General features: G+C 75.5%; 7 protein-coding genes. 5 read left to right on the plus strand and 2 right to left on the minus strand.

Going from position 1 to position 7,600, the window contains the following annotated elements; genetic code table 11:
* Positions 1–115: 115 nt before the first annotated feature.
* The 5 genes from HF519_RS18980 to HF519_RS19000 all read left to right on the plus strand — a co-directional run bounded on the left by HF519_RS18980 (position 116) and on the right by HF519_RS19000 (position 6,712).
* A complete protein-coding gene (locus HF519_RS18980) occupies positions 116–1,117 on the plus strand; it encodes an alpha/beta fold hydrolase (RefSeq protein ID WP_169414315.1) in 1,002 nt (333 codons plus the stop codon).
* Positions 1,118–1,166: 49 nt separating this feature from the next.
* On the plus strand, positions 1,167–2,339 hold the full coding sequence (moeZ, locus tag HF519_RS18985; protein WP_169414316.1) for an adenylyltransferase/sulfurtransferase MoeZ: 1,173 nt from the start codon (positions 1,167–1,169) through the stop codon (positions 2,337–2,339).
* 205 nt (positions 2,340–2,544) lie between these two features.
* Positions 2,545–4,497 (plus strand): hypothetical protein, encoded by a 1,953-nt coding sequence (locus tag HF519_RS18990; RefSeq protein WP_169414317.1) that lies wholly within the window; start codon positions 2,545–2,547, stop codon positions 4,495–4,497.
* Between the two features lie 100 nt (positions 4,498–4,597).
* Positions 4,598–5,407 carry a TIGR02569 family protein gene (locus HF519_RS18995; RefSeq protein ID WP_169414323.1) on the plus strand — a complete coding sequence of 270 codons (810 nt, stop codon included), beginning with the start codon at positions 4,598–4,600 and terminating at the stop codon, positions 5,405–5,407.
* 132 nt (positions 5,408–5,539) lie between these two features.
* Positions 5,540–6,712, plus strand: coding sequence for a uroporphyrinogen-III synthase (locus HF519_RS19000; protein WP_312860204.1), 1,173 nt, complete (start codon positions 5,540–5,542; stop codon positions 6,710–6,712).
* 281 nt (positions 6,713–6,993) lie between these two features.
* Here HF519_RS19000 and HF519_RS19005 read toward each other — a convergent pair whose 3' ends face one another.
* Positions 6,994–7,281: an MGMT family protein gene (locus HF519_RS19005; RefSeq protein WP_169414318.1), complete on the minus strand. Its 288-nt coding sequence runs from the start codon at positions 7,279–7,281 to the stop codon at positions 6,994–6,996.
* Positions 7,282–7,312: 31 nt separating this feature from the next.
* Positions 7,313–7,537, minus strand: a complete 225-nt coding sequence (locus HF519_RS19010; protein WP_169414319.1) for an alpha/beta fold hydrolase — start codon at positions 7,535–7,537, stop codon at positions 7,313–7,315.
* Positions 7,538–7,600 lie beyond the last annotated feature (63 nt).

Below are 7,600 nucleotides of genomic sequence, written 5' to 3' on the forward strand. Positions count from 1 at the left end.
GTGATCGCGGCCCCGGCCGCGCCGGCCAACATACTCCAGGGGGGTACTTGATGGTGTGCAGGGGACCGCTACCCGCAGTGGCCGGTAGCTCCCCGAGCGGTGTAAACGTCATGTTGTGCCCCTTGCCGCGCTGCGTCTCGTTCACTCCTCGGTCACCGCGGAACCACGCACCGTGCCGCTGGCCGACGCGGGGTCGCTGGCTCGGTTCGACGAGCGGTGGCGGCCCTGGCCCGGCCGCGAGGTCACCGCGGGCGGCGTGACCCTGCACGTCCGCGAGACCCCGGGCCCCGACGACGTGCCGGCCGTCTTCGTGCACGGGCTGTCCGGGTCGGCGACCAACTGGACCGATCTGGCCGGGTTGCTCGCCCCGCGGGCCGCCGGCACCGCCGTGGACCTGCCCGGGTTCGGGCTGTCCCGGCCCCTGCTCTCGCGCGACTACTCACCTGCGGCGCACGCCGACGCCCTGTTGTGCTTCCTGGCCGGCCGGGGCCGCCCCGTACACCTGCTGGGCAACTCCCTGGGCGGTGTGATCGCGCTGACCGTCGCCGCCCGGCGTCCGGAGCTGGTGCGCACGCTCACCCTGGTCTCGCCCGCGATGCCCGACCGCCGCCCCGATCCGCGACGGATGTCGGATCCGCGGATGGCGCTGGCCATGGTCCCCGGGCTGGGCCGCCGGGCCCGGGCCCAGCTCGCCGCCGCGAGCCCGCGGGCCCGCGCCGAGCAGGTCGTGCGGCTCTGCTTCGGTGACCCCTCGCTCGCCCCCGAGCACCGCCTCGCCGAGGCCGCCGAGGAGATCGTCGCCCGCGGCCGGCAACCCTGGGCGGGCGAAGCGGTGGAGCGCACGGCCCTCGGGATGTTCGCCAGCTGGGCCGGCCGCGGACTGTGGGCGACGGCGGCCCGGGTGAGCGTTCCCACACTCGTGGTCTGGGGTGACCGGGACCGGCTCATCTCGCCCCGGCTGGCGACCCGGACGGTGCGCTCGCTGCGCCGCGGAAAACTGCTGATGCTGCCCGGAGTGGGGCACATCGCCCAGATCGAGGCGGCGCAGACGGTGGCCAGGGCCGTGGCCGGGATGTGGGACGCGGTCGAGCGCGGGGAGTGGGAAGATCCTGCCTGACGACGGTGTTGCGCGATACGGACGCACACGCAATTCGAGGAGCATCGACATGGCGCTACCGCCGCTCGTGGAGCCGGCCGCCGAACTGACCAAGGACGAGGTCGCCCGCTACAGCCGTCACCTGATCATCCCGGACGTCGGGATGAACGGGCAGAAGCGGCTGAAGAACGCCAAGGTGCTGGTCGTCGGCGCGGGCGGGCTGGGCTCCCCGGCCCTGCTGTACCTGGCCGCCGCGGGCGTGGGCACGCTCGGCATCGTCGAGTTCGACGTGGTCGACGAGTCGAACCTGCACCGCCAGGTCATCCACGGTCAGTCGGACATCGACCGGCCCAAGGCCGAGTCGGCGCGGGACTCCATCAAGGAGGTCAACCCGTTCGTCGAGGTCCGGCTGCACCAGACGCGGCTGGACAGCTCCAACGTCCTCGACGTCTTCCGGGACTACGACCTCATCCTGGACGGCACGGACAACTTCGCCACGCGCTACCTGGTGAACGACGCCGCGGTGCTGCTCGGCAAGCCCTACGTCTGGGGCTCGATCTTCCGGTTCGAGGGCCAGGCGTCGGTGTTCTGGGAGGACGCCCCCAACGGGCAGGGCCTGAACTACCGCGACCTCTACCCCGAGCCGCCGCCGCCCGGGATGGTGCCGTCGTGCGCCGAGGGCGGCGTCCTGGGTGTGCTGTGTGCGTCGATCGGCTCGATCATGGTGAACGAGGCGATCAAGCTCATCACCGGCATCGGCGAGCCGCTGCTGGGCCGGCTGATGGTCTACGACGCCCTGGAGATGACCTACCGGACGATCAAGATCCGCAAGGACCCGGAGTCGAAGCCGATCACCGGTCTCATCGACTACGACGCGTTCTGCGGCGTGGTGTCCGACGACGCGCAGTCCGCGGCCGCCGGTCACACGATCACCGCGGTGGAGCTCAAGGAGATGATGGACGCGGGCAAGGACTTCGCGTTGATCGACGTCCGCGAGCCGCACGAGTACGAGATCGTCAAGATCCCCGGTGCCACGCTGATCCCGAAGGACCGCATCCTGTCCGGAGAGGCGCTGTCGGAGATCCCGCAGGACAAGCCCGTCGTGCTGCACTGCAAGTCCGGCGGCCGCTCCGCCGAGGCGCTCGCCGCGCTGCACAAGGCCGGCTTCGGTGACGCCGTGCACGTCGGCGGTGGTGTGCTGGCCTGGGCCAAGCAGGTCGACCCCTCGCTGCCGACGTACTGATCGTCGCGACGCACGATCCCGCGCCGCCCGCCCCGCTCAGGGGTGGGCGGCGCCGTCGTCTGCGGGGCGCTGCGGACGCGAACCATCACGGTTCGTGAATGTCTACGGAGTGTCACGCTGACCTGCGGTTTCCGCTCCGGTTGGAGCAGTGACAGCGCCCGATTCGTCCGAGTAGCGTTTCCCTGCCGAAAGATCGAAAAGGTCCTTGGGCGCCGGGGCGACGGGTTGCGGCAGCCACGGTGACCTGACGGCGTGCAGCGGCGAGCGCGCCGTCGCCCGGGCGATGGGGGTCGCGGTGGTGGACGAGAGCTCGAGACGGTGCGCGCTGCCTGGCTGCGAGGTGGTGATCGAGGCCATCCCCGGCCGGCCGGAGCGGCGCTACTGCACCGCCGCCCACCGGTCCGCGGCACGTCAGGCCCGGCGCGCTTCCGTGCAGTCCGACGGCGACGCCCGGCTCGCCGACGCCCTGCCCTGGCTGCGTGAACCCGGGGACCCGATGCCCCGGCCGGGAGTTCCCGCCGGTCCGGCCGGCCGCGGCAGGCCGGTGCCCGCCCCCGCGCCCGCCGCGCGGACCAGCCGGCGCCCGGTGCTGCGGCGCCGCAACCCTCGGCCGGACGCGCCGGCGCCGCGCCGGCGCCGCGCGCTGGCGGTGTTCGGTGCCGCCGGGGTCCTCGTGGGCGGCTACGCGATCACCGCATCCGAGCCGGTCGCGCCGCCCGCGGTGCCGGTGCAGGCCGCACCGGAGGAGCGCACCGAGGAGCAGTGGGCGGCACGCGCGCAGGTCGCGCTGTCCTCGGTGAACCGGCAGCTCGACACCATCGCGCAGGCCGAGGAGAGCTGGAACCGGGTCCCGCAGAGCCGCCGAGCCGGTGCCCCGCCCGCCCCGGTGCGCGAGCTGCAGGACCGCAAGGCCCTGCTGGAGCGCCGCAAGGCGACCCTGCAATCGCAGCTCGCCGCATATCGGACGCTCGAGCGGTCCGCCGATGATCTCAAGCTCGTCGAGCAGTACCTGGCCTCCGTCGAGAAGGCGATCCGCGACCTTCCCCCGGAGGCGCTGCGCTCCCCGGAGCAGGCTGCCGACATCGCCGCCCTCTACGAGGAGCGCGACGTGCTGATCCGCCGGCGTGACGCCCGGCGCCAGGAGCTGCAGAGCCTCACCGAGGGCGTGCAGAACGCCACCCGCACGGCCCTGCCGAACGACACCCACCGCACCACCGAGGTCAGCAACGAGGTCCTCGCTCTCGCCGCGAACCCGGACGGCGGCCCGAAGCCCGGCGATTCGGTTCTCAGCCGGCGTCCCGACGCCGTCGGCGGCCGCGACGAGGAGCACAACCGGCCGCGCGCGGAGGTCGGCACGAGCGGCCCGCCCGACCCGCGTGGCCCACGGGACGAGACGGCCGAGCGGCGCGGTGAACGGGGCGAGGGCCCGGTCGGCGCCGTCGCCGGGGCGGTCGGCGGCGTCCTGAGCGGCGGCGACGACGGCGGCGACGGCGACGGCGACGGCGACGGGGACGACCGCACCGGCGATCGTGGCGGCCCGGAGCCGGTGGCGAACCCCGGCCCGCCCGCCGCGGCGGCCGCCGCCGAGCCCGTGGGGAAGCCGGCCGCCGCGGTGGGGACGGTCGCCGACACGGCCGACGAGGTGCTCCCCGGGGGCGACGGCCCCGTGCGGCCCGGTCCGGCGAACCGCGGTGGTGCCGACTCGGACGGGGCCGCGGGCCAGAGCGCACCGGCTCCGGAGCGCGCCGCGCCCCCGGCGCCCGCGGAGGAGGTGCCGGCCCCTCGGTCGGCGGGCTCGGGCGGTGCCGCGAGTTCGGTGGCCGGGCCGATGGTGCGCGCGATGACGCCGAGCTACGCGGCCCCGTACGCCGAGACCGCGCTGCGGCAGGCCGATCGGGAGGCCGCCGCGCGCGCGGCGGAGTCCGGGTCCGGTTCGGACTCCGACGGGAACGGCGCCGGCACGGTCGGGTACGACACGTCGCCGAGCAGCAGCACCGAGGACTCCGGCGGCGACTCCCCGTCCTCGTCGGAGAGCGGCGACGACGGCTCCGGGGGCGACGAGGACACCGCCTCGAGCTCGTCCGGTGACTCGTCGAGCCCTGCGGACGGCTGGTCCTCCTGGGCGAGCGAGATGGCCGCGGCCGCCTCGTCGAGCTGAGCGGCCTCGCTCCCGCGTGGCAGCCGCGCTCGGTCGGACAGCGGCGGTAACGTCCCAGGTTGTGACCGCAGCACCTGCACCTCCGATCGGCCTGGGCGGCATGGCAGCGCCCGAGGTCACGGACGCCCTGCCGCAGCACGTCCGGATCGCGTTCGGGGTGCCGGACCAGGAGCCGCGGCCGGTCGCGTGGGCCGGTCAGCGGGCGTGGCAGTGCGGGGACGCGCTGATCCGCCCGGTGTCGGACAACGCCGTGGCCGCGTGGTCGGCGGGGGTGCTCGACGGCCTGGAGGTCGACGGGGTCCGGCTCGCCCGGCCGCTGCGGTCCTCCGACGGGCGCTGGGTCGTCGCCGGCTGGGCTGCGTGCCGGTTCCTGCCGGGCACGGCCGAACCCCGGCACGACGAGGTGGTCGCCGCCTCGATGAGGCTGCACGTCGCGACGGCCCGCGTGCTGCGTCCCCGGCTGCTCGACGACCGGGACGACCTGCTGTCCCGATCGGTGTCGGCGGCGTTCGGTGAGCGCAGGCTCACCCTCGATCCGGCGACCGGCGGCGCGCTGTTCATGGACCTGGCCGCGTACCGCCGTCCGGTCCGCCTGGTGCCGCAGGTGGTGCACGGGGAGCTGTTCGGCTCGGTGCTGTTCGACGACGAGGGCGCGCCGGCCGTGCTCGACCTGGTCCCGTTCTGGCGGCCCGCCGAATGGGCGGCCGCGGTGATCGTCGTCGACGCGTTGGCCTGGGGCGGGGCCGACGAGGGCCTGCTGGAGCGCTGGGCGCACCTGGACGAGTGGCCGCAGGCGCTGCTGCGGGCCGTGCTGTACCGGCTGGCGCTGCACGCCCAGCACCCCGAGGCATCGGTGCGCACGCTGGCCGGCCTGGAGCGGGCCGCAGGCCTGGTCGTCGGCCGGCTCTAGCCCGCCGGCTCACGGCTGCTCCACCCCCGCTGTCCCGACAGGTGCCCGGCGATCCGGTGCCGCCGTGCCCGGCTAGCCGGTCCGGGTGGCCGACGGCCGGTTGGAACCAGGGTTGCCAGGACAATACGTGCCGTGGACCCGAACGCCGCTCCCACTTCCGTGCTCCCGCTGGCCGGCTTCACCGTCGGCGTCACCGCCGCGCGCCGGGCCGAGGAGCTGGGCACCATGCTCGAGCGCCGCGGCGCGGCCGTGCAGCACGGCCCGGCACTGCGCATCGTGCCGCTGGCCGACGACACGGAGCTGCTGGAGAGCACCCGCGCCCTGGTGGCCGATCCGCCGGACGTCACGGTCGCCACCACCGGGATCGGGTTCCGCGGCTGGATCGAGGCCGCCGAGGGCTGGGGGATGGGCGAGGACCTGCTCGGCGCGCTCGGCCGGGGCACGCTGCTGGCCCGGGGCCCCAAGGCGCGCGGCGCCATCCGGGCGGCCGGGCTGACCGACGCGTGGTCGCCGCCGTCGGAGTCGTCGGCCGAGGTGCTCGACCACCTGCTCGAGGCCGGGGTCGAGGGACGGCGGATCGCCGTGCAGCTGCACGGGGACCCGTTGCCGGACGTCGTGGAGGCGCTCACCCAGGCCGGCGCCGAGGTCGTCGAGGTGCCGGTGTACCGCTGGGTGCCGCCGGCCGACCTCGGCCCCCTGGACCGGCTCACCGACGGCGTTCTGACCGGTGGGGTCGACATCCTCACGTTCACCAGCGCGCCCGCCGCCGTGAGCATGCTGGCGCGGGCCGCCGAGCGGGGAGTGCGCGAACGGCTGCTCACGGCGCTGCGGGGCCCGGTGCTGGTGTTGTGCGTGGGGCCGGTGACCGCGGCGCCACTGGAGGCCGTCGACGTGCCGACCCTGCAGCCGCAGCGCTCCCGGCTCGGAGCGATGGTGCGGTTCCTGGAGGCCGAGGCCCCGGCCCTCGCGCGCCGGCTGCCCGTCGCCGGTCACCGCCTCGAACTGCGCGGGCACGCGGTCCTCGTCGACGGAGAGCTGCGCGCGGTCCCGCCGGCCGGGATGGAACTGCTGCGGGTGCTGGCCCGGCGGCCGGGACAGGTGGTGTCGCGGGCCGAGCTGCTGGGCGCGCTGCCCGGTGGCGACGGCGACGAGCACGCGGTGGAGACGGCGATGACGCGGCTGCGCGCCGCCCTGGGCGCGGCCGCGCTGGTCCAGACGGTGGTGAAGCAGGGATACCGGCTGGCGCTGGATCCGGCCGGGCCGGAGCCGGTGGGCGGGCACGGCGTGCACGGGGACCGCCTGTGACGGGGCCGCCCCGGCGCTCGTGGCGCACGGCGGTCGCTCGGACGCGTCCGGCTTCGTGATCCGGGGCATCGCCGCCGTCGGCGCCGGGCCGCCCGGACCCCTCCGGACGGCCGGCGGGCTCGCCGGCCACCTGATCAACACGGTGCGTCGGGGTCGACCGGCCACCACGCGCGGACCCGGGCGCGCGTGGCATCGACGAGCTGCGCGTGGCCGGGCCGGGCAGCCGGGTTGCAGGCGGGGGATGTTCCTGGGTGGCTGTGGTGGGGTGGGGACGCCGTTCGTCAGGACCGGCCGCGCCTGAGCTCCGGCGGCAGCCGGCCGTCGACCAGCAGCACCCCCTCGGCCCGCAGCCGCGCGGACTGCTCGGCGGCGATGTGCGGCGCGCAGGTGCCGTCGGCCCGCAGCACCCGGTGCCAGGGCAGGTCGTGCCCGTCCTCGGCGAGGATCCGGCCGACCAGCCGGGCCGAGCGCAGGCCCGCTCGCGCCGCCACCTCGCCGTAGCTCAGGGTCTGCCCGGGCGGGATCGCGGCGACGACGTCGCGGACCCGCTCGACCGTCTCGTCATCCATGGCATCCAGGATCCATCCGGGCCGGCGGTCCTCAGCCGACGACGAACTCGCGGACGTGCTTCGCGACCTCGGCCGTCCGCTCCAGGAAGAGCATGTGCCCGGCGTCCACCTCGGCTACCGTCAGCGCGTCGCCGAGCTCGGCGCGGCAGCGGTCCACCCAGGCCTGCTCGACGAAGTCGGCCTGCAACGCAGGCATCAGCAGCGTCGGGGTGCCGGCCGGCGGGAGCACGGAAGTGGGAGCGGCGTTCGGGTCCACGGCACGTATTGTCCTGGCAACCCTGGTTCCAACCGGCCGTCGGCCACCCGGACCGGCTAGCCG

It is taken from the genome of Pseudonocardia bannensis (assembly GCF_012911875.1).
In the GTDB taxonomy this organism is placed as follows: domain Bacteria; phylum Actinomycetota; class Actinomycetes; order Mycobacteriales; family Pseudonocardiaceae; genus Pseudonocardia; species Pseudonocardia bannensis.

Coding starts and splice junctions, on each gene's coding strand:
- moeZ (WP_169414316.1), top strand. CDS start 1,167: ATGGCGCTACCGCCGCTCGTGGAGCCGGCCGCCGAACTGACCAAGGAC.
- HF519_RS18995 (WP_169414323.1), top strand. CDS start 4,598: ATGGCAGCGCCCGAGGTCACGGACGCCCTGCCGCAGCACGTCCGGATC.
- HF519_RS19005 (WP_169414318.1), bottom strand. CDS start 7,281: ATGGATGACGAGACGGTCGAGCGGGTCCGCGACGTCGTCGCCGCGATC.